The following is a 17,167-nucleotide window of genomic DNA, read 5'->3' on the forward strand; positions in this document are numbered from 1 at the left end:
TTAGGTGTCAACCGGCGAAACGTGTGACTCGAACTACATTTAGGGATAGGTCGAATGGTGAACGGATGTATGCTCACCGGGATGAATGAGCAGGCAGCTACCCGAGGCGAACGCAAGGAGCGGACCAGGCAGGCACTCCTGGAAGGCACCCTCGCGCTGGCTGCCGAGCGCGGATTCGCCGCGCTCAGCCTGCGGGAGATCGCCCGCTCGGCGGGCATCGTGCCCACCGCGTTCTACCGGCACTTCGCGTCGCTGGAGGACCTCGGCGCCACCCTGGTCGACGACGGTGTCACCGCGCTGCGACTGGCGCTGCGTGAAGTCCGCCGCAACGCGGACGCGAGCCTGTCGGACACGGTGCGTTTCGTATTCACGCAGGTGGGGCCCAAACGTGAGCTGTTCGGCTTCCTCACCAGGGAGCGCCACGGCGGGTCCGCGGCGCTGCGCACGGCCATCGCCCGGGAGATCCAGCTGATCGTGCGCGAACTGGTCGCCGACCTCTCCCGGATCCGCGCCCTCGACTCCTGGACGCCACGCGATCTGGAAATCGCCGCCGACCTCATGGTCACCACGGTGACCGACGGGATCGCCGCCTACGTGTCGGCCGCACCGCGCGACGAGCAGACCATCATCGACCGCACCGTCCAGCAGATGCGGTTGATCGCGCTCGGCATGGGGAGTTGGCATCCTCCGAAGCGGCGCTGATCCGGCGACGGACAGCCGAAGCGCTTCTCACTCGCCCGCCACGCTCACTCGGCGAGCCGCGACTCCTCGGCGTCGTCGCGCTCCGCTACGACCGGATCCGGCGGCCGCACCGGCAGCAGCACCGCGAGCCCTGCCGCCAGCACGACCAGCAGGCCCGCGATGCCCGCGCGGTCGGCGTCGAACAGCCAGACGAACAAGCCGAACAGGCTCGGCGCGAGGAAGGACACCGCGCGCCCGGTGGTCGTGTACAAGCCGAAGAGCTGACCTTCGCGGCCGGGCGGTGCGAGGCGGGTCAGGAACGAGCGCGCCGCAGCCTGCGCCGGTCCGACGAAAACGGTCAGCAGCAAGCCGAAGATCCAGAACATCAGCGGCCCGGACACCACGGCCAGGGCCAGCCCGCACACCAGCATGGCGGCCAGGGACACCACGATGACGATCTTCGGCCCGACCCGGTCGTCGAACCGCCCCGCGACGATCGCGCCCAGCGCGGCAACGACATTGGCGGCTATGCCGAACAGCAGCACATCCGAGTCGGCGATGCCGTAGACCCGCACGGCGAGCACCGCCCCGAAGGTGAACACTCCGGCGAGACCGTCCCGGAACACGGCGCTGGCCACCAGGAAGCCGACCGTGCGCCGGTCGGTGCGCCACAGCTCGCGCAGGTCGCGCCACAGCACCCGGTACGAGCCGAGGAATCCGGCGCTCGCCGCACCGGGATCGGCGTCGGTGCGCGGCAGTTCGGGGACCGCGAACAGGACCGGCAGCGCGAAGGCGGCGTACCAGACGGCGGCCAGCACGGCGACCAGGCGGATGTTGAGTCCGTCGTCGGTGGGCATGCCGAGCAGCCCGCGGTTGTCGCCCTCGCCGGAGATGAAGCCGAAGTAGCAGATGAGCAGCAGGAAGATGCCGCCGAAATAGCCCATCGCCCAGCCGAATCCGGAGACCCGGCCGACCGTCGCGGGCGTGGACACCTGTCGCAGCATCGCGTTGTACGGCACGTTCGCCAATTCGAAACAGGCCGACGCGAATGCCAGTAAGGCCAGACCGAGCCACAAGTCGCGGTAGTCGTCGTGCACGAAGAACATCAGCGTCATCGCCGCGATAGTCAGCGCGGTCAGCGCACCGAGGGAGCGTTTGCGTTTCGCGGACGCGTCGAAGCGCTGCCCGCTGACCGGCGCGGTCAACGCCACCACCAGGCCCGCGATGCCCAGCGCCCACCCCAGCCACGCGCTGGCGGAGACACCGCCGGGTAGGTCGTCGCCGACCTTGTCGGTGAGATATACGGAGAACACGAAGGTGAGGATCACGGCGTTGAATGCCGAGGACCCCCAGTCCCACAGCCCCCACGCCACCACCTGCCCGCGCCCGGCGGCCTGCCCGACTGTCGCCCGGGCGTTCACCTCGGTCATGCGCGCAGCTTAATGCGCGCGGCCCTTCGAGGCCGGGGGATGGAAGTTCCGGCCCGCGAACCCGAAGTCCGCTATGCACTTAGTTGCATAGTACCGAATGTCACGGCTATTCTCACCGCATGGCACTGGAGCATGCGTTGCTGGTATCGCTGACCGAGCGCGCCGGCTCGGGATACGAGTTGGCGCGGCGCTTCGACAAGTCCATCGGATACTTCTGGAGCGCGACTCACCAGCAGATCTATCGCGTGCTCAAACGCATGGAGGAGTCCGGCTGGATCGACGGCGAGTCGGTGGTCCAGGAGGGCAGGCCGGACAAGAAGGTGTACTCGGTGAGCGAGGCGGGCCGCGCCGAACTCGCGCGCTGGATCGCCGAACCGAGCGACTCCGGTACCCCGCGCAACGAACTCGCGGTGAAGATCCGCGCCGCCGAACACGGTGACATCACCGCGTTGCGGGCCGAAGTGGCCCGCCATCGCGACCAGCACGCCCAGCGACTCGAGCTGTACCGGCAGATCGAGAAACGTGACTTCCCCGCCCCCGACCGGCTCGCCGGGACGGCCCTGCACCAGTACCTCGTCCTGCGCGCGGGTATCCGCGTGGAGTCGGGGTTCGTCGAATGGTGCGACGAAGTACTGCACGCACTGCACCCGCGCGCGACAGCCCCGCACGCGGATTGACGGAGAAAGGCGACCGCACCGATGAGTTCCTTCCCCCATTTGTTCGAGCCGCTCGATCTCGGCTTCACCACCTTGCGCAACCGAGTGGTGATGGGGTCGATGCACACCGGCCTGGAGGATCGCGCCTGGGACACCCACAGGCTGGCCGCCTACTTCGCCGAGCGCGCACGCGGCGGCGCGGGCCTGATCATCACCGGCGGCTACGCGCCCAACCGCGCGGGCTGGCTGCTGCCCTTCGGCGCCAAGCTGACCAACAAGACCGAGGCATACCGGCATCGGGCGATCACAAAAGCGGTGCACGCCGAAGGTGGCAAGATCGCCATCCAGATCCTGCACGCGGGTCGCTACTCCTACATGCCGGGCAGTGTGTCGGCATCGTCGATCAAGGCGCCGATCAATCCGTTCCGCCCGCGCGCGCTCTCGGCCAAAGGCATCGAGCGGACCATCGACGACTACGCCCGCTGCGCGAAGCTGGCCCAGTTCGCCGGCTACGACGGCTGCGAGATCATGGGTGGTGAAGGCTATTTCATCAACCAGTTCCTCGCACCGCGCACCAACAAGCGCACCGACGCGTGGGGCGGCTCACCGGAGAACCGGCGGCGGATCGCGGTGGAGATCGTGCGCCGCACCCGCGCCGCGGTCGGCCCGGACTTCATCATCGTGTTCCGGTTGTCCATGGCCGAGCTGGTGGAGAAGGGGCAGACCTTCGACGAGATCGTCGCGCTGGCCCAGGAACTCGAAGCCGCCGGGGTGAACATCCTCAACACCGACATCGGCTGGCACGAGGCGCGGGTACCCACCATCGTGACCTCGGTGCCGCGCGCCGCCTTCGTGGAGTTCACCGCGAAGATCACCGCGCGGGTGGGCATCCCGGTGTGCGCGTCCAACCGGATCAACATGCCCGAAGTGGCCGAGGAGATCCTGACCCGGGGTGACGCGCAGCTCGTTTCGCTGGCCCGCCCGTTCCTCACCGATCCGGAGTGGGCGAACAAGGCCGCGCAGGATCGCGTCGACGAGATCAACACCTGCATCGCGTGTAACCAGGCCTGCCTGGATCACGCCTTCCAGCGCAAGACCGTGTCGTGTCTGCTCAACCCGCGCGCGGGCCACGAGACCGAACTGAAGCTGCTGCCGACCCGTCGCGGCAAGCGCGTCGCCGTGGTCGGCGCGGGCCCGGCCGGGCTTTCGGCGGCGGTGAACCTCGCCGAACGCGGCCATCACGTCGAGCTGTTCGAAGCCGACGACAAGATCGGCGGCCAGTTCGACATCGCTCGCCGCATCCCCGGCAAAGAGGAATTCAGCGAGTCGATCCGCTACTACCACCGGATGCTCGAACTCACCGGCGTCACCGTGCACCTCAACAAGCGGGTCGGCGCCGACGAACTCATCGCCGGAGGCTACGACGAGGTGGTACTCGCCACCGGTGTGCGGCCGCGGATCCCCGACATCCCCGGAATCGACCACCCCATGGTGCTGTCCTACGCCGAACTGGTCCGAGAGGAGAAGCCGGTCGGCAAGCGCGTCGCCGTGATCGGCGCGGGCGGCATCGGCTACGACGTCAGCGAATTCCTCACCGTCGAGGGTCATCCCACGCTCAAGCTGGACGAGTGGAAGGAAGAGTGGGGCGTCACCTCCGACGACGAGCAGGTCCGCGGACAGCTCACCGCGCCGAGGCCGGCTCCCGCGGCACGCGAAGTCGTTCTGCTGCAACGGAAGACGTCCGCGTTCGGCAAAGACCTCGGCAAGACCACCGGATGGGTGCACCGCGCCGCGCTGAAGGCCAAGGGCGTCGAACAGATCGGCGGCGTCAACTACGAACGCATCGACGACAACGGCCTGCTCATCAGCTTCGGGGAGAAACGGCAACGGCCGCAACTGATCCCGGTCGACAACGTCGTCGTCTGCGCGGGCCAGGAGTCCGTGCGTGAACTGGAGGCCCCGCTGCGCGCCGCCGGCGTCAGCCTGCATCTCATCGGCGGCGCGGAGCTCGCCGCCGAACTGGACGCCAAACGAGCCATCGACCAGGGCACCCGGCTGGCCGCACGGCTCTGACCGGGCACGGCGGCCGGGCCGGATGCCCGGTCGCCGTTGCCGCGGCGTGGAATACCGCCTCGCCCGGGATCGCGCGGCAGCCTCCGTCGGCGTCCCCTCGCGCGGCATCGCCTAGGCTGCACGGGGTGAGCCTGCCCTCCCCCACCTCCGAGAACCGCGCGGTCGTCACCGGCGCCTCCTCCGGCATCGGCACCGCGCTCGCCGCCGACCTCGCCGCTCGCGGCTACTCGCTGATCCTGGTCGCTCGCCGCGAGGAGCTGCTCACCGAGCTCGCGCAGCGGCTGACCCTGGCCCACGGCATCACCGCCGAGGTGCGCGCCGTCGACCTGGCCGACCGCGACCAGCGCGGCGTGCTGGTGGAGGAACTGGCCGCCCGCGACATCGCCATCCTGTGCAACAACGCGGGTATCGCGACCTTCGGCGCGGTCGCCGAACTCGACCCGGCCTACGAGCGCGCGCAAATGGAACTCAACGCCGTCGCCGTGCACGATCTCACCCTGGCCGTGCTGCCCGGCATGCTGGCCCGGGGCGGTGGCGGCATCCTGATCAGCGGCTCGGCAGCGGGCAACATGCCGATCCCGAACAACACCACCTATGCCGCGAGCAAGGCGTTCGCCAACACCTTCTCCGAATCGCTGCGCGGTGAGCTGAAGGGCTCCGGCGTGCACGTCACGCTGCTGGCGCCCGGCCCGGTGCGCACCGAACTCCCGGACCCCGCCGACGCCTCCATCGTCGACCGGATGGTGCCCGACTTCATGTGGGTCTCCTCGGAATACACCGCGAAGGTGTCGGTCGACGCGCTCGCCCGCAACAAGATGCGCGTGGTCCCCGGCCTGATCAGCAAGGGCATGAGCGTGGCGGGCCAGTACGGCCCGCGCGCGGTCACCGCTCCCATCGCGGGCGCGTTCTACAAGAAGCTCGGCGGCTGACCTCGCTCAGCGGCGCCTGGTGCCGAACAGGCTGCGGGTGATCTGGCGGCCTGCCGCGCTCGCGGCCGAACGCAGGAAGCTGCGCACCGCGGGGTTTTTCATGATCCGCTCGGCGGCGGACTCCTCTTCCTCGCGGGTCGCGGCACGGCCGGGCACGGGAGCGGGTTCCGCCTCCGGCGCCGCCGCGGCCATCTTCGCGGCGAGCAGTTCGTAGGCCGACTCCCGGTCGATGGTCTTGGCGTACTTCGAGGCCAGCGGGCTGGACAGCGCCCGCGATTTGATCGCGTCCGCACCGATGGTGTCCATCAGCGACCGGGGCGGCCGCAGCCTGGTCCAGGCCACCGGCGTCGGCGCGCCCTGCTCGGAGAGCACGGTCACGATCGCCTCGCCGGTGCCGAGGGAGGTCAGCGCCTGCTCCAAGTCGTAGACGCCGGTTCTGGGGTAGGTGCGGACGGTCTTTGCCAACGCCTTCTGGTCGTCCGGGGTGAATGCGCGCAGGGCGTGCTGGATGCGCGCGCCGAGCTGGGAGAGCACCTGGTTCGGGATGTCGGTGGGCAGCTGGGTGCAGAAGAACACGCCAACCCCCTTGGAGCGGATCAGCTTGACGGTCTGCTCCACCTGCTCCAGGAACGCCTTCGAGGCGTCGGAGAACAGCAGATGCGCCTCGTCGAAGATGAAGACCAGTGCGGGCTTGTCGACGTCGCCGACCTCGGGCAGCGTCTGGAACAGGTCGGCGAGCACCCACATCAGGAAGGTGGAGAACATCACCGGCCGCGCCGCCTGTGCGCCGAACTCGAAGAGCGTGATCACCCCTTTTCCGTCCACGACCCGCACCAGGTCGGCCGGGTCGAGTTCGGGTTCGCCGAAGAACGTATCGCCGCCGTCGGCCTCCAGATTCACCAGGGCACGCAGGATCACCCCCGCTGTGGCCGCGGAGACGCCGCCGATCCCCTTCAGATCCTCCTTGCCCTCGGGGCTGGTCAGATGCGTGATCACGGCGCGCAGGTCCTTCAGATCCAGCAGTGCGAGGCCGTTGCGGTCCGCCCAGTGGAAGATCAAGCCGAGGGTGGACTCCTGCGTATCGTTCAGCTCGAGCACCTTGCTCAGCAGCACCGGGCCGAAGGAGCTGATCGTGGCGCGGATCGGCAGACCGGCTCCGGTGGTGCCCAGTGAGACGAACTCGGTCGGGAAGCCGGTCGGCGCCCAGTCCGCGGCGGCGGTCTCCGCGACGCGTGTGGCGAGCCTGTCGCTCGATCGCCCCGGCTCGGCCAGACCAGACAAGTCGCCTTTGATGTCGGCCAGCACCACCGGAACACCGGCGCTCGACAGCTGCTCCGCGATGCCCTGCAAGGTTTTCGTCTTCCCCGTACCGGTGGCCCCGGCGACCAACCCGTGCCGGTTCAACATCGGCATCGGAATACGGATGCGGGCGGCGGGATCCACCGTTCCGTCGACCACGACGGTGCCCAGTTCCAGCGCGAGGCCTTCGAACGCGTAACCCGCGGCGATCTCTTGCGCGGCGGAGCCGTCTCTCCGCTCGCCGGACGGCTCGTCTCGCGCCACGGGCGAACCCGCTCCCGCCTCGGCGGCGACCGTTTGTTCGGCCAGCTCGCGTTCAGCGGCCTCCGCGGCAGCGGCCGCCTCGGCCGCGACCCGCGCCGCCTCGTCGGCCGCCTTGCGCGCCGCGGCCGCCTTCTCCTGAGGGGTGGTCATCGCACGTCCTCCGTCCTGGCTCGACTAGAACTGCTTCACGCAGTGTTTGCTGTCGCACCGAAAACGCTGGGTGCCGATCTGAAGGAAACTGTATCCCCGCTGGTCAGGTTCATGGCCGTATCGGCGACTGAACGGTTGCCGTGCCGTACCGCCTGCTCGGGACCCCGGCCCGGCTAATGTTGCACGGGTGTCCGACAAATACATGGTGTGGATGGATTGCGAGATGACCGGCCTGCGCTTGGACAGCGACAAGCTGATCGAGGTGGCCGCGCTCGTGACCGACAGCGATCTCAACATCCTCGGCGAGGGCGTGGACATCGTCATCCACGCCGACGACGACGCGCTGGCCGCGATGCCCGCGGTGGTCGCCGACATGCACGCGCGCTCCGGCCTGACCGAAGAGGTCCGCCGCTCCACCGTCACCCTGGAAGAGGCCGAGCAGCGGGTGCTCGACTACATCCGCCAGTACATCCCCACCCCGCGCACTGTGCCGCTGGCCGGTAACTCGATCGCCACCGACCGCGGTTTCATCGCCAGGGACATGCCCCTGCTCGACGCCCACCTGCACTACCGGATGGTGGATGTGAGTTCGATCAAGGAGCTGTGCCGCCGCTGGTATCCGCGCATCTACTTCGGCCAGCCGGAGAAGGGCCTGAGCCACCGCGCGCTGGCCGACATCCAGGAGTCGATCCGGGAACTGGAGTACTACCGGCGGACCGCGTTCGTCGCGCCGCCCGGCCCCTCCACCACCGAAATCGCCGCCATCGCCGCCGAGGTCTCCGAACTCGCTCCGGAGCAGGCCGAATCAGCCCAGGTCAACGCCTCGCCTGACGCCGATTAGGGAGTGGGCGGGTTGACACGCTAATATCTAGCCCGCCGGTTGTTAACCGGCGATGGTGAGCGTAGTTCAGTTGGTAGAGCACCAGGTTGTGATCCTGGCTGTCGCGGGTTCGAGTCCCGTCGCTCACCCCAGGAGCCCGGACGGCCCCGAGAAATCGGAGCCGTCCGGGTTTTTCTTTGCGTCTCATTTCACGGCGCACGCCCCCCACAATGTGAAACGAATATCGTCCAGAATCCGCGACGTCTCCGTAGACTGCGATCCACGTGGGAGGGTGTCGCTGGGGCGCCTCCCGGTTCGATCAGAAAGACACACCTCGTGATGCGTTCCGCGGTTATCGCAGCCTTCGTCGGCGCCACCCTCCTCACCGGATCCAGCGGAACCGCGGCCGCGGGCATCGGGCTTCCGCCACTGCCCGACTCCGGCTCGGCGTCGAGCGGATCGGCGGGCGGGCTGGCCACCACCGGCTCCGCGGGCAGCGGCTCGGCGGGCAGCAAACTGCTGTGCGCAGCGACCGGCAGCGCGATCGCGATCCTGGGCGACGCCCACTTGGGCTGCAACATGCTGCCGTGAACACTGCCCCGAAATGCCGAACGGGCCACCGGATTACGCTCCGGTGGCCCGTTCGGCGTCCTGCTTCGGCTCAGCGATTGTCGTCCGCGTTGCCCGCCTTCCAGACCGGCCAGGGGATGTTCCAGTCACCCAGGCCGTCCACGCCGGACAGGGTGCCGCCCACGGTGTTCTTCACAATCGTGATATCGCCGCGCTTGGCGTTCTGGAAGACCCACTGCGCGTTCGCCGGGCTGAGGTTCAGGCAGCCGTGACTGGTGTTGCTGTACCCCTGCGCACCCACCGACCACGGCGCCGAGTGGAAGAAGATGCCGCTGTAGGACAGTCGCGTCGCGAAGTCCACCGGCGTCTTGTACCCGTCCGGCGAGCTGACCGACACGCCGTAGGTCGAGGAGTCCATGATGATCTTCTCGTGCCGGTCGGCGACGATGTAGATGCCGTTGTCGGTGGGCGTGCTGTCCTTGCCCATCGAGGTCGGCATGGTGCGGATCACCTGGCCGTTCTGCTCGACGACCACCTGCTTGGTGTTGTCGTCGGCGGTGAAGACCACCGCGTCGCCGATGGTGAAGAACGAGTGGATGTTGTCCTGGCCGTACAAGCCGTTACCGAGATCACGCCCGTAGACGTTCACGTCGATGGTGACCTTCGTCCCCGGCGCCCAGAAATGCTCCGGCCGCCACCGCACCTCGCGATTGTTCACCCAGTAGAACGCGCCCTCCACCGGCGGTTCGGTGGTGATCTTGATGGCGGACTGCGCCGCCTTCCGGTCCGGGATGTTCTCGTCGAACTGGACGGCCACCGGCTGGCCGATACCGACCACCTCCCCCTCGCCGGGGACCAGGTACGGCTTGGTCTGGTTACCGGGCGAACTCGTGGTGAAGCTCAGCGTCGCGGTGTTCGCCCCGCCCAGGCCGATCGCGTCGGCCTTCAACCGGTAGGTCTTGCCGTATCCGAGCACCTCGGTGGTCTCCCACGACCGGCCGTCGGCGGCGAGCTTGCCCTCGATCGACTTGCCCTGCGGGCTGACCAAGGTCACGCCGGTGAACTTGCCGTCTTCCACCTTGAACGTCATCGGGACGCCGGGCGAGACCCCCACCTCGCCGTCCTTCACCGGCGACAGCAGCTTGGGCTTGATCAATTCGGTGATGGGGTTGCGGTCGATGACCGCCTGCGCCGCATCCGTGGCGTCGGATGCCGAACATCCCGTCAGCGCCAAGGCGGCGACCGCGACGACGATCACCGGTCCCGCGATAGTGCGTAGGGACCACCGCGCGGCCGGCTTTCGCTTCTGCCGACCTCGACCAACACTCATTTCCAACCCCGTTTCAAAGTCTCGGTGCTCCAGGACACACCGATGGCTTCGGATACCGACCGCTACGCCGCGTCACCCCGCCGTGGACGCGGGCGATCGAAACCACAATCGGACATTCTGCCAGTGCGTAACGTCCAGGCCAATGTGAACACCTCGTCCGTCACTGCAGCGTTACCACCTGTAGATCAACCCGGCGACCCCCGCCGTTACCGGCCCGAGGGCGCATCGCATCACAGCCGGTCAGGGCACGATTTCACTTCTGCGGCCCCGGCCTGTTAAGGTTTGTCCCGCACCGAAACACGGGGCACGCGCCATTAGCTCAATTGGCAGAGCAGCTGACTCTTAATCAGCGGGTTCGGGGTTCGAGTCCCTGATGGCGCACATCACGTAAACCGTGCCCTTGTCAGTCATCGGCTGGCAAGGGCACGGTTTTCTCGTCTCCAGATTCGTCGCGGAACCCGTGACATCACCGTGACCTGGGCTTCTTCCCAGTTGCACCAGTGGTCTCAATTCGGACAGCAATACGCCCGCGAAGCCTCCGAAATCCAGTTGTACAGCCGAAAACTTCTGTGATGTACAGCACAAGACGTTTAACGGCAAACTCCCAGCTTAGATAACGATTCGGCTACCGCGTCCTGGGCTTTCCAAGATCGCCAACGCCTATCATTCAGGTTTCGTTCACCCTCTGTTAACCAAGCGTGACCATTCTGCAATCAGGTCACGAAGCGACCTGAAGTTTGGTCAGCCCGAGGAGTTGTAGACACCGATTCGGTAACGATCACCGGCAGGCAACTGCCAGCCACGTGATCGGCGGAGCGGAATCCGGCAACGGACCCGCGATCCACACTTCCGCCCCGTCTCTTCGCATCGAGATGCGAAGTCCCGCGCGACACCGCGGCCGAGCCCATCGAGGGCGATCCGGCGCCGCACACACGAACCGCGTCGCGTTCCGGGGACATCATCGTCCCCCACAACAAAACCACACAACAGCACATGGCCGTTTTCGGCGAACGCCCCGAGCGTACGCCGCAGGATCCGTGCTGCCCAACTGCGGCCCGGATCGAGTAAGTCCCCGATAAAGGAACCGATTCGAATGCCTGACAGACGCCTTTCCACCCTTCGTCGCCCCTCGCTCCGCGAAACCGTCACCGTGGCCGTCGCCGCCGCGGGTGTCGTCGCCGTGGCCGCCTGCTCTGCGGCGTCCGTGGCCGATGACAGCGTCCCGTCTCGCATCGCCATGGTGGCCGAGCAGCAGCCCGAGGCCGCCGCCGCGCCCGCGGTGGTCGCGGCCCCGGTCGCGGAGGCCATCCCCGCGCCGATGCCCGCTCCCGCTCCCGCCCCTGCTCCGGCGCCTGCGCCCGCTCCCGAGCCGATTCCGGCCCCGATGCCCGCCCCGGCCGCGCCGGTCTACGCGGACAACCTCGACGGCTGGATCCGTCAGGCGCTCGACATCATGCAGGCCAACGGCATCCCGGGCAGCTACGAGGGCATCCACCGCAACATCATGCGTGAGTCCACCGGCAACCCCCAGGCCATCAACCTGTGGGACTCCAATGCCGCCATGGGCATCCCGTCCAAGGGCCTGCTGCAGGTGATCGACCCCACGTTCGCCACCTACCACGTCGCGGGCACGCCCTTCGACATCTGGGATCCGGTCGCCAACATCGTCGCCGCCTGCAACTACGCCGCGCACCGCTACGGCTCGATGGACAACGTCAGCAGCGCGTACTGAGTCCGCCTTGCGCCGCGGCCTCCCCATCCGACGATGGGGAGGCCGCGGCGCATTCCGGCCGGTACGCCCGGTCGGCTAGGGTCGATGTCACCTGCGACCCGTGGACGTGCCCGTGACCGACTACGCACACAACGACGTGGCGGCCAAGAGCCGCGCCGAGAAAGCGCGACGGCTGGCGAGTTACCTCTGGCACCGTGGCATCACCGGCTCCGAGGTGCTCGCGATGACGGCATCCGTCCGGCGCAAACTGGCCAGGGCCGCCGCGACGAATCCGCCGAGCACGGACGAGACCTGGACTACGGTGGCGCGGTTGCTGACCGAGAAGGACGACTGGGCCGCCCGCCATCCGGAGCATCCCGCGGCTCGACGAGAGCACACCGACGAGAAGCTGCTCTGGGTGAAGCCGCCGATCACGCCGTGGTCCTGATCATCCCCGAAAGACGTTTCAGCACAGGATTTTCCACCTCTACTACAGACTTCCGTAGAGTGGTGTCATGGTTCCGTCGACACCGCCGTCGCGATGACCGAGCGCAAACCGGCGAAACAGACGTTCGAATCGTGGGTCGACAAGCAGATCCGCGAGGCGGCCGAGCGCGGCGAATTCGACAACCTGCCCGGCACCGGCAAGCCGATTTCCGGGGCGGGCACCGCTTACGACGAAGATTGGTGGCTGCGCGGCTATCTACATCGCGAAGGAGTCGGCAGTGAGGCGCTGTTGCCACCGTCGCTGCTGTTGCGGCGCGATATCGAGCACCTGCCCGAAGACGTGCGCGATGCGACCAGCGAACGGCAGGTGCGGGCGGCCGTGAGCGAACTCAACCGCCGCATCGTGGACTGGCTGCGGATGCCGGAAGGACCGTTCGTGCCGATCGCTCCGGTGAACGCGGACGACATCGTCCGGCGATGGCGCGAGTCCGCGCGGCCGAGGCGTGAGCAGCCGAGCCGCGCGACGGCGGCCCCTTCCCGAGCGGGGGCCGGCGAGGCCACCGTGCGGGCCCCGTGGTGGCGCCGATGGCGACGGCGTGACACCGAAGCCGGATAGCGTCCCCGCAGGAGAACGAACCGCGCCGCTCATGCGCCGAGTTCGGTCACTTGCTCCACCTCGGCGACCACTTTGTCCGCCAGCCCGCGCAGCACCCGCGCCTCATCCGCCGTCATCGGCTCGATGTATACGCGACGGACCAGATCGACGTGATTCGGCGCGGCCCGCTCCAACGCGACGCGCCCTTCCGGCGTGAGCTGGACGATGATGCCGCGGGCATCCTCTTCGGCGGGCCGCCGCTCGACCAGACCGCGCGCGTCCATCCTGGCCAGATGCTTGGACAACCGGCTCTTCTCCCAGCACACCTCGGCGGCCAGTTCCTTGGCGCGCAGACAACCGTTGGGGGCAGCGGACAACGCCACCATCAACTCGTAGTCCGCCAGGGACAGACCGTCCTCGGCCAGGCCGGCCGATATCGCCCCGTCCAAACGCTGGCGCAGCCGCACATATGCCTGCCAAGTCGCCTGCTCGTCGTCACTCAACCACCGGACCATGGGAATGAAGTGTAGTCACGGTTGGTTGACATGGACACTAACTCCCGAGGAGGTCCCCATGCCCGCCGTCACCGTTCCCGACATCATGGTCCTGCCACGCCTCCCCCGTCTCGACGCGACCCTGCGCGAACGGCCGGTCCGGAGCGTGGTCACCGCGCACAAACAGCGCGAAGGCGCGGGTTTCGAGGTGCGCAGGCCATTCCCCAGCATGGATCTGCGCACCGCCGATCCGTTCATCCTGCTCGACCAGATGGGCCCGGTCGCCTACGAACCGCACGAGGCGAAGGGCGCGCCATGGCATCCGCACCGCGGCTTCGAGACGGTCACCTACATGCTCGACGGCACCATGGTGCACCACGATTCACAGGGCGGCGGTGGCGTCATCGGCGAGGGTGACACCCAGTGGATGACCGCGGGCTCCGGCATCCTGCACGACGAGGTGCCGCCGGAGGAGATGGTCGCCTCGGGCGGGTGGTTCCACGGCATCCAACTCTGGGTGAACCTGCCGCGCGCGCTCAAGTTCGCCGCGCCGCGTTATCAAGACCTGCGCGCTCGCGAACTGACACTGGTGAGTTCACACGACGGCGGCGCGCTGGTCCGGCTCATCGCCGGGGAGGTCGGCGGGTTCACCGGTCCCGGTTCGACCTACACCCCGATCGCCTACGCTCACGCGTCGATCACTCCCGGCGGGATCCTGGAAACACCATGGCCGCAAGAGTTCACGGCGATGGCGTACGTGCTCTCCGGCAGCGGGGCGGTCGGCGCGGAACGCAGGCCGCTGAGCGAAGGACAGCTGGCGGTGTTCGGCCGCGGAGACGCGATCAGCGTGACAGCCGATGCGCGCCAAGACAATCGGACCGGAGCGTTCGAAGTGCTGCTGCTCGGCGGACGGCCGATCCGGGAACCGGTGGTGCAGTACGGGCCGTTCGTGATGAACACCCGCGCGGAGATCATCGAAGCGATGGAGGACTACCAGGCCGGGCGCATGGGAAACATCCCCGCACAGCACATCAGCAGCGCTGGTGGGCAGGATCCCCTAATGCCCTAGTTCCGTCCCCCCGAGGTTGACAAGAGAGCGGCCCGTCACAACAGTGGATGCGGCGTCCGGTCGGACGCCGCATCCACCGCAGCAACCACATAGAGGAATACATGAACGTTCGCCGGCTCTCCGTCAGCGCGGCCGTCGCGGGACTGACCTTTCTCGCGGCTCCCGCCGCCCTAGCCGCCCCTCCGTCCGGATCCGCCGGAACGGGTTCCTCGGCCGTCGACACCGGCTCCGCCGCGACCGGCTCGGCCGGTCTGTCGCAGACCGGTTCGGCCGGTGGCGCCTTCGCCAACTGCGACGACGCCCGCAACGCGGGCCGTGCGCCGCTGTTCCGTGGCGAACCGGGCTACGGCCCGCACCTGGATCCCGACGGCGACGGCTTCGCCTGCCCGACGGTCTGAACCGACCGCGAAACGACGACACCCGGTGGGCCATGCCACACCGGGTGTCGTCGTTTTTCCAGCTCAGCGGAAGATTTTGAGCAGCACCAGCCCGACGACCAGGGCGGCGGCGCCGATCAGGCTGTATTTCACCTTCGGCTCGTTCAGCTTCCCGACCACGATCTGCTTGGTGTCGTCCGCGATGCGATGCGGGTCCGCGCGTACCGCGAGTTCGTCGAGCGTGCTCGCCAGCCGAGTGCGGGCGGCCTCGATCTCCTGCTCGATCCGCTCGGTATCCCTTGCCACGTTCCACCCTCCTGTTGTCGATTGCCGCACCCGGTGCACGATCACGCCGCATGCTCGGCCTTTCGTGCGGCACCCGGGGCTCGCGGACGAGTGTATCCGCCGCCGGGCCGCATTATCCGGCCGCGCGCGGATCACCTGTCCGGACCTTCGGATACCGTGCTGGAGGTGACCACCAACCAACGACTCTCCCCGGGCGACACCGCTCCCGAGTTCACGCTTCCCGACGCCGACGGCAAGAACGTCTCGTTGTCGGACTACCGCGGTCGCAAGGTGATCGTGTACTTCTACCCCGCCGCGAGCACGCCCGGCTGCACCAAGCAAGCCTGCGACTTCCGCGACAACCTGGCCGACCTGGACGGCGCGGGCATCGACGTGGTGGGCATCTCCCCGGACAAGCCGGCCAAGCTGGCCAAGTTCCGCGACGCGGAGCAGTTGACGTTCCCACTGCTGTCGGATCCCGACCGCGCCGTGCTCACCGCCTGGGGCGCCTACGGTGAGAAGACCATGTACGGCAAGACGGTGGTCGGCGTCATCCGCTCGACCTTCTTGGTGGACGAAGCGGGCAAGATCGCCGCCGCGCAGTACAACGTGCGCGCCACCGGCCACGTCGCCAAGTTGCGCCGCGATCTGTCGCTGTAGCCCGCAGACAGCGAAAAGCCCGGCGCCGCAGAGGCGCCGGGCCGAGATCGGGCCACGGTTCGGGTGGATCAGGCCTGCCACACCTGCTGGGCGGCCCACTGCGCCATCAAACGCAGATGCTCGTCCCACCAGTCCGCGGCTTCCGGGGTGAATACGGCGGGCGGCGGGGCCTCGCCGGGGAACAACAGCGCGCCGTCGGGCGCGCCCACCACACGGTCGGCCGGGACCCCGGTACCCGGCACCAGCGGCGCCGAGGCGTTCGTCTCCGGTCCGATCGTGGCATCGGCGGGGACCAGCGGCAGCGGACGCGGCGCGGCACCCCAGCGAGGCTCCGGAAACTGCACTCCGGTCGCACCGGCATCGGCGCCGGAGCCGAGCGGCCCGTCGGACGACTCGTGCGCCTCGGTATCCGCGGGCCGGACCTGGTCTGCCGGATGTGACGCGCCGGCGCCTTCGATCCGGGCGTCCGACACGACGGTCGGCGCAGGCTGCGAGGAGTCGTTCAGCAGGTAACTTCCGCCGACGACCATTCCACTGGCCAGCACCCCGGCCGCGGCGAACACCGCGACTCCGCCGCGCGCCCGGTGCGGCTCGCTCACCGAGTCGGCGGAGGTGTCCCGCTCCAATCGCACGCTCAACGCCGCGCCCGCGGCAGAGGCGAAAGCCCCTATCGTGCACGGGATCACCGGCGCCCCGAATTTCTCGACCGCCGCCAGCACCACCGACCCGGCGCCCGCAGAGCCGATCAGCGCCACCGCGTCCGGCCGCGCGTCGGCCGCGTCCAACTGCTCCCACGCCGCCGCGACGCCCATGCCGAGCGACCGCGGCGTCGCCCGGCCCGCCTGCCCTACCGCGGCGAGCACCCGGCGGCGACCGCGGTCGACCAGGGTGAACGCCTGGTACCCGGGCACCACCTCGCAGATCAGCAGGTTGTCGTGGGCCTCGAGCCACGTCATCATGCTCGCCACGCTCAAGTGGGCCGATTTCACCGAGACCATCGAGGCGCTGTGCCACGGACCGGCCGCCAACCTGGTCACGATGGCGCGCCGCTCGGCGGCGTCCCGATAGGCGACCGCGACGCCCCCGATCGCCCACTCCGAGCCCAGCCCCGCGGCCAGGGCGCTCAGCGCGGCCTCGACCGCCGCGGCCACGTCGGCCTTGCCGTCACCGTCCGCTCGCACCACGCGCCGCAGTAGCACCCGGTCGGCGAGCTTCTTGCCGTCGGCGAGCGCTACCGCGTGCACGGCACCGCGTTCGGTGGAAACGCCGAGAGTCACCACAGATTCAGCTACCACTGATCACGCCTTCCCTCTGTGCATTGACCGAG

General features: G+C 68.4%; 18 protein-coding genes and 2 tRNA genes. 14 read left to right on the forward strand and 6 right to left on the reverse strand.

What is annotated here, in order from left to right; translation table 11 throughout:
* Nucleotides 1-81 precede the first annotated feature (81 nt).
* Nucleotides 82-702, forward strand: coding sequence for a TetR family transcriptional regulator (locus ABZ420_RS27270; RefSeq protein ID WP_357128295.1), 621 nt, complete (start codon nt 82-84; stop codon nt 700-702).
* A 44-nt stretch (nt 703-746) separates the two neighbouring features.
* On the opposite strand, the gene ABZ420_RS27275 is transcribed toward ABZ420_RS27270, so the two are convergent.
* On the reverse strand, nt 747-2,111 hold the full coding sequence (locus ABZ420_RS27275; protein ID WP_357128298.1) for an MFS transporter: 1,365 nt from the start codon (nt 2,109-2,111) through the stop codon (nt 747-749).
* Between the two features lie 119 nt (nt 2,112-2,230).
* On the opposite strand from ABZ420_RS27275, the gene ABZ420_RS27280 reads away from it, so the two are divergent.
* From ABZ420_RS27280 to cmrA, 3 genes are all read left to right on the forward strand, one after another.
* Nucleotides 2,231-2,788 carry a PadR family transcriptional regulator gene (locus ABZ420_RS27280; RefSeq protein WP_357128301.1) on the forward strand — a complete coding sequence of 186 codons (558 nt, stop codon included), beginning with the start codon at nt 2,231-2,233 and terminating at the stop codon, nt 2,786-2,788.
* Nucleotides 2,789-2,809: 21 nt separating this feature from the next.
* Nucleotides 2,810-4,840, forward strand: a complete 2,031-nt coding sequence (locus tag ABZ420_RS27285) for an NADPH-dependent 2,4-dienoyl-CoA reductase (RefSeq protein WP_357128304.1) — start codon at nt 2,810-2,812, stop codon at nt 4,838-4,840.
* A gap of 125 nt (nt 4,841-4,965) precedes the next feature.
* Nucleotides 4,966-5,769, forward strand: a complete 804-nt coding sequence (cmrA, locus tag ABZ420_RS27290; protein ID WP_357128307.1) for a mycolate reductase — start codon at nt 4,966-4,968, stop codon at nt 5,767-5,769.
* Nucleotides 5,770-5,775: 6 nt separating this feature from the next.
* On the opposite strand, the gene ABZ420_RS27295 is transcribed toward cmrA, so the two are convergent.
* Nucleotides 5,776-7,482, reverse strand: a complete 1,707-nt coding sequence (locus ABZ420_RS27295) for a helicase HerA-like domain-containing protein (protein ID WP_357128310.1) — start codon at nt 7,480-7,482, stop codon at nt 5,776-5,778.
* 187 nt (nt 7,483-7,669) lie between these two features.
* Between ABZ420_RS27295 and orn the strand changes: the two genes are divergently transcribed.
* The 3 genes from orn to ABZ420_RS27310 all read left to right on the forward strand — a co-directional run bounded on the left by orn (nt 7,670) and on the right by ABZ420_RS27310 (nt 8,893).
* Nucleotides 7,670-8,323: an oligoribonuclease gene (gene orn / locus ABZ420_RS27300; protein ID WP_357128313.1), complete on the forward strand. Its 654-nt coding sequence runs from the start codon at nt 7,670-7,672 to the stop codon at nt 8,321-8,323.
* A gap of 55 nt (nt 8,324-8,378) precedes the next feature.
* Nucleotides 8,379-8,454: transfer RNA gene (locus ABZ420_RS27305), tRNA-His, on the forward strand.
* Between the two features lie 187 nt (nt 8,455-8,641).
* Entirely contained in the window at nt 8,642-8,893 is a 252-nt protein-coding gene (locus ABZ420_RS27310) for a hypothetical protein (RefSeq protein ID WP_357128316.1), read from the forward strand.
* A 70-nt stretch (nt 8,894-8,963) separates the two neighbouring features.
* Here the strand turns inward: ABZ420_RS27310 and ABZ420_RS27315 are convergent, their stop codons facing one another.
* Entirely contained in the window at nt 8,964-10,202 is a 1,239-nt protein-coding gene (locus ABZ420_RS27315) for an Ig-like domain-containing protein (RefSeq protein ID WP_357128319.1), read from the reverse strand.
* A gap of 308 nt (nt 10,203-10,510) precedes the next feature.
* Here ABZ420_RS27315 and ABZ420_RS27320 point away from each other — a divergent pair.
* The 4 genes from ABZ420_RS27320 (at nt 10,511) to ABZ420_RS27335 (ending at nt 12,976) form a co-directional block, all read left to right on the forward strand.
* Nucleotides 10,511-10,583, forward strand: a tRNA-Lys gene (locus ABZ420_RS27320).
* Between the two features lie 712 nt (nt 10,584-11,295).
* Nucleotides 11,296-11,934, forward strand: a complete 639-nt coding sequence (locus tag ABZ420_RS27325; RefSeq protein ID WP_357128322.1) for a transglycosylase SLT domain-containing protein — start codon at nt 11,296-11,298, stop codon at nt 11,932-11,934.
* Between the two features lie 112 nt (nt 11,935-12,046).
* Nucleotides 12,047-12,361, forward strand: coding sequence for a hypothetical protein (locus tag ABZ420_RS27330; RefSeq protein WP_051174964.1), 315 nt, complete (start codon nt 12,047-12,049; stop codon nt 12,359-12,361).
* 93 nt (nt 12,362-12,454) lie between these two features.
* Nucleotides 12,455-12,976, forward strand: a complete 522-nt coding sequence (locus ABZ420_RS27335; protein WP_357128327.1) for a DUF1992 domain-containing protein — start codon at nt 12,455-12,457, stop codon at nt 12,974-12,976.
* A 29-nt stretch (nt 12,977-13,005) separates the two neighbouring features.
* Here ABZ420_RS27335 and ABZ420_RS27340 read toward each other — a convergent pair whose 3' ends face one another.
* Nucleotides 13,006-13,470: a MarR family winged helix-turn-helix transcriptional regulator gene (locus tag ABZ420_RS27340; protein ID WP_357128330.1), complete on the reverse strand. Its 465-nt coding sequence runs from the start codon at nt 13,468-13,470 to the stop codon at nt 13,006-13,008.
* 58 nt (nt 13,471-13,528) lie between these two features.
* On the opposite strand from ABZ420_RS27340, the gene ABZ420_RS27345 reads away from it, so the two are divergent.
* A complete protein-coding gene (locus ABZ420_RS27345; RefSeq protein WP_357128333.1) occupies nt 13,529-14,518 on the forward strand; it encodes a pirin family protein in 990 nt (329 codons plus the stop codon).
* Nucleotides 14,519-14,619: 101 nt separating this feature from the next.
* Nucleotides 14,620-14,916, forward strand: a complete 297-nt coding sequence (locus ABZ420_RS27350; RefSeq protein WP_040865425.1) for an excalibur calcium-binding domain-containing protein — start codon at nt 14,620-14,622, stop codon at nt 14,914-14,916.
* Nucleotides 14,917-14,979: 63 nt separating this feature from the next.
* Here ABZ420_RS27350 and ABZ420_RS27355 read toward each other — a convergent pair whose 3' ends face one another.
* Entirely contained in the window at nt 14,980-15,201 is a 222-nt protein-coding gene (locus tag ABZ420_RS27355) for a DUF3618 domain-containing protein (RefSeq protein ID WP_040865367.1), read from the reverse strand.
* 165 nt (nt 15,202-15,366) lie between these two features.
* On the opposite strand from ABZ420_RS27355, the gene bcp reads away from it, so the two are divergent.
* The gene (gene bcp, locus ABZ420_RS27360) at nt 15,367-15,840 is read left to right on the forward strand and encodes a thioredoxin-dependent thiol peroxidase (RefSeq protein WP_357128336.1); all 474 of its coding nucleotides are present in this window, start codon (nt 15,367-15,369) and stop codon (nt 15,838-15,840) included.
* 68 nt (nt 15,841-15,908) lie between these two features.
* Here bcp and ABZ420_RS27365 read toward each other — a convergent pair whose 3' ends face one another.
* Nucleotides 15,909-17,135, reverse strand: a complete 1,227-nt coding sequence (locus ABZ420_RS27365) for a hypothetical protein (protein WP_357128339.1) — start codon at nt 17,133-17,135, stop codon at nt 15,909-15,911.
* Between the last annotated feature and the right edge of the window lie 32 nt (nt 17,136-17,167).

Source organism: Nocardia sp. NPDC005745, from assembly GCF_040630775.1.
Taxonomy (GTDB): domain Bacteria; phylum Actinomycetota; class Actinomycetes; order Mycobacteriales; family Mycobacteriaceae; genus Nocardia.

What these genes read in the sequence shown, in the direction of transcription:
- ABZ420_RS27270 (WP_357128295.1), top strand. Translation starts at nt 82, where the DNA reads ATGAATGAGCAGGCAGCTACCCGAGGCGAACGCAAGGAGCGGACCAGG.
- ABZ420_RS27275 (WP_357128298.1), bottom strand. Translation starts at nt 2,111, where the DNA reads ATGACCGAGGTGAACGCCCGGGCGACAGTCGGGCAGGCCGCCGGGCGC.
- ABZ420_RS27280 (WP_357128301.1), top strand. Translation starts at nt 2,231, where the DNA reads ATGGCACTGGAGCATGCGTTGCTGGTATCGCTGACCGAGCGCGCCGGC.
- ABZ420_RS27285 (WP_357128304.1), top strand. Translation starts at nt 2,810, where the DNA reads ATGAGTTCCTTCCCCCATTTGTTCGAGCCGCTCGATCTCGGCTTCACC.
- ABZ420_RS27295 (WP_357128310.1), bottom strand. Translation starts at nt 7,482, where the DNA reads ATGACCACCCCTCAGGAGAAGGCGGCCGCGGCGCGCAAGGCGGCCGAC.
- ABZ420_RS27310 (WP_357128316.1), top strand. Translation starts at nt 8,642, where the DNA reads ATGCGTTCCGCGGTTATCGCAGCCTTCGTCGGCGCCACCCTCCTCACC.
- ABZ420_RS27315 (WP_357128319.1), bottom strand. Translation starts at nt 10,202, where the DNA reads ATGAGTGTTGGTCGAGGTCGGCAGAAGCGAAAGCCGGCCGCGCGGTGG.
- ABZ420_RS27325 (WP_357128322.1), top strand. Translation starts at nt 11,296, where the DNA reads ATGCCTGACAGACGCCTTTCCACCCTTCGTCGCCCCTCGCTCCGCGAA.
- ABZ420_RS27335 (WP_357128327.1), top strand. Translation starts at nt 12,455, where the DNA reads ATGACCGAGCGCAAACCGGCGAAACAGACGTTCGAATCGTGGGTCGAC.
- ABZ420_RS27340 (WP_357128330.1), bottom strand. Translation starts at nt 13,470, where the DNA reads ATGGTCCGGTGGTTGAGTGACGACGAGCAGGCGACTTGGCAGGCATAT.
- ABZ420_RS27345 (WP_357128333.1), top strand. Translation starts at nt 13,529, where the DNA reads ATGCCCGCCGTCACCGTTCCCGACATCATGGTCCTGCCACGCCTCCCC.
- ABZ420_RS27350 (WP_040865425.1), top strand. Translation starts at nt 14,620, where the DNA reads ATGAACGTTCGCCGGCTCTCCGTCAGCGCGGCCGTCGCGGGACTGACC.